The organism is Verrucomicrobiota bacterium (assembly GCA_016871495.1).
Lineage (GTDB): Bacteria > Verrucomicrobiota > Verrucomicrobiia > Limisphaerales > VHDF01 > VHDF01.
The window spans coordinates 1-2,636 of record VHDF01000188.1 but is presented as its reverse complement, the minus strand read 5'-3'; the positions used below and the strand labels follow the sequence as shown (position 1 = coordinate 2,636).

2 protein-coding genes are annotated in these 2,636 nt (G+C 58.6%); both read left to right on the top strand.

Annotated features, from left to right (window positions below):
• The first annotated feature begins 153 nt into the window (after positions 1 to 153).
• Positions 154 to 381 (top strand): AlpA family phage regulatory protein, encoded by a 228-nt coding sequence (locus FJ404_19715; GenBank protein MBM3825073.1) that lies wholly within the window; start codon positions 154 to 156, stop codon positions 379 to 381.
• A gap of 18 nt (positions 382 to 399) precedes the next feature.
• The coding region (locus tag FJ404_19710; protein ID MBM3825072.1) for a hypothetical protein at positions 400 to 2,636 on the top strand (2,237 nt) is incomplete at its 3' end.

Here is a 2,636-nt window from a genome sequence, read left to right as displayed (position 1 = left end):
ATGCGCTCGGTTACACGCAAATACCTCGACCCCGACTCCCCGTATTCGTAGAAGCAAGGCAGGGATCTGAAATGACCCATTTCGAGTACCTGCGGCCTAGGTAGGCCACGGGCACCATGCACCTCGTTGCACACCAACGCACTGAGGTCCAGCATGGACAATTTCAAATTCAACGCCCTCCCTGATGAGGCTTTGATTCGCCTCGGGACGCTTCTCGCTGCGGGTGTGGTTCCATTCAGTGGGTCGACACTTTGGCGAAAGTGCAAGGCAGGCGAATTCCCAGAGCCCATCAAAGCATCCGCCAACGTCACCGCATGGCGGGTTGGGGACGTGCGAAAGTGGCTCTCTGCACCTGAGTCGTACCGCAATGTGCGAGTCTAAGCCGTTCGTTCACGCAGTATGAACTTCACCACGGACAGCAGGGACGGGGCTACAGACCACGCAACCCAATGTGAAACAGGCCTTGGCATCCCCGGCACCTCGACGCATCCAGCCCTCGACTTCCTTGCGCACCTCGATCCTTCGCCAGACGCGAGGTTCAACATCGAGTGCTACAGCGACGTCCCGAAGGGCTTTCCGAAGCCCAAGCCCGACCCACTCAGCCGCCGCTTCCCGAGGTTATCGGTTCGGGATGTTGCAGCCCTCCTGCCTGCACTAGGTCAGCTGAACGAGCGGGGCGCTGGGGTCTTCATCGCCCGTAACGAATTTGCCGGTCCCCGTCGTGCGGCTTCGGTGAAACGGATTCGCGGTATCCATGCAGATATGGACGGTGTGACGCTTGAACAGCTTTCCCGCGTCACCGAGAAACTGAAACCGTCAATTAGGGTACAAAGCAGCGAGTCAAATCGGCTTAACCTTTACTGGTCCCTCGCGCCGGACGAGGTGTTGACGCCCGACGAGACAAAAAAAATTAACCAGTCGCTTGTCCAGTACGGCGCCGATCCTGCAGCGGTTGATGTGAGTCGCCTTCTTCGGTTGCCGGGGTTTCGCCACATGAAGTACAAAGCTGAGGGACGTACGCCGGTCGTGACCTTGCTCGATGTCGGACCGAGCTACCTTGGGGATGACATCCGCAGCGCCTGGATCGCAACTAATCAATCGCCGAAAACGGGCACCGAGAAGCCAAGCCCGGAGCTGAACACACACGCGCCTCAAACATCGATTGAACTGGTCGCGGCGGCCGTAGCGCAGCGTAACCCCGAACTCTGGAACGGTCACTTCGACCTCGTGCCCCGGCGCAGCGGCATCAACGGGTATAGCAGTCAAAGTGAAGCAGATCTTGCGCTCGCGGGGAAAATTATGCGGGAGTGTGCTGAGCGGGCTTTGCCTCGCGATGTCATCGCCGCAGCAGTGGAGCAAGTCTTCAGCATGTCTGGCCTCGGACAGCGCGCAAAGTGGGTCGAGCGCGACGATTACCGCGAGCGCACCATCACAAAAGCGATGTCCGAGCTGCCGCCGCCCCCCATGGCCATCACGGCCGCGCCGTCCGAAACTACCCATGTAAGCCTGCTCGACTCGCACGGCGACATTAGGAACGCAAAAGCATTTGCTAGCGCGGCGCGCGGTCGGTTCTTGTACGTCACCACTCGCGGGAAATGGTTGATGTGGGATTCCGGGAAATGGCTCTACTGCGCGAAGGATGAGGAGATCGCGTTCGCCAAGACCGTGTGCGCTCAGATTCTTGAGGCCGCGACCGACGCCTATCGCACGAACCCGGACAGCGGCAAGAGGCTCATTCTTGAAGCGCTGGCGGCACACAATCTTCCGAGGATCCTGGCAATGCTGCGCCTTGCCGTATCGGAACCCGGCATGGCCGTCACTATCGATGAACTCGACCAGGATCCGAATCTTCTGGGCGTCCAAGACGGCGTCGTGGATCTTCGTACCGGCACTCTCTTGCCCAATGAACCCCGCCGCCTGATAACCCGATACGCTGCCGCAACGTTTTCAGAATCCGTCGCCTGCACCCGCTGGCTCAAGTTCTTAGAGGAGATTTTTCAGGGTGACAGCGAAACGATCGAGTCCGTTCAACTGCTGCTCGGATACACGCTCACCGGGAAGAGCACCGAGGAGCTTTTGATCATCTGTTTCGGATTCGGAAGCAACGGGAAGAGCATCTTCAACAACATCGTCCAGGCCATCATGGCCGACTACGCTGTCACCGCCCCACCCTCAATCCTCACCGTCAGAAAAGCTGGGGACGCTGCCCCGCGCAACGACTTGGCGGCGCTGGCTGGATCGCGCTACGTTTCCATCAATGAGATGCAGGCTGGTGATCGTTTGGACGAGCAGATCGTAAAAGTCCTCGCGGGCCGCGAGCCGATCTCGGCGCGGTTTCTCCATAGGGAATTCTTTGAATTCCAGCCAACTTTTACCCCGTGGCTGCGGACGAACCACAAGCCGATCATTACAGGTGACGACGACGCAATTTGGAGAAGGCTTGTACTAGTCCCGTTTAGGCGTCGCTTTACACAAGATGAGCGTGACTCTGGTCTGGAGGAGAAGCTTATTTCCGAGCGTAACGGAATTCTGAAATGGATGATCGAAGGGGCACGCCGGTACCTGACTGACGGGCTGCGCTTGAGTAAGCGCATCACGGCGGAGCAGAGTGCCTACAGGAAGGAGAGCGACCTCCT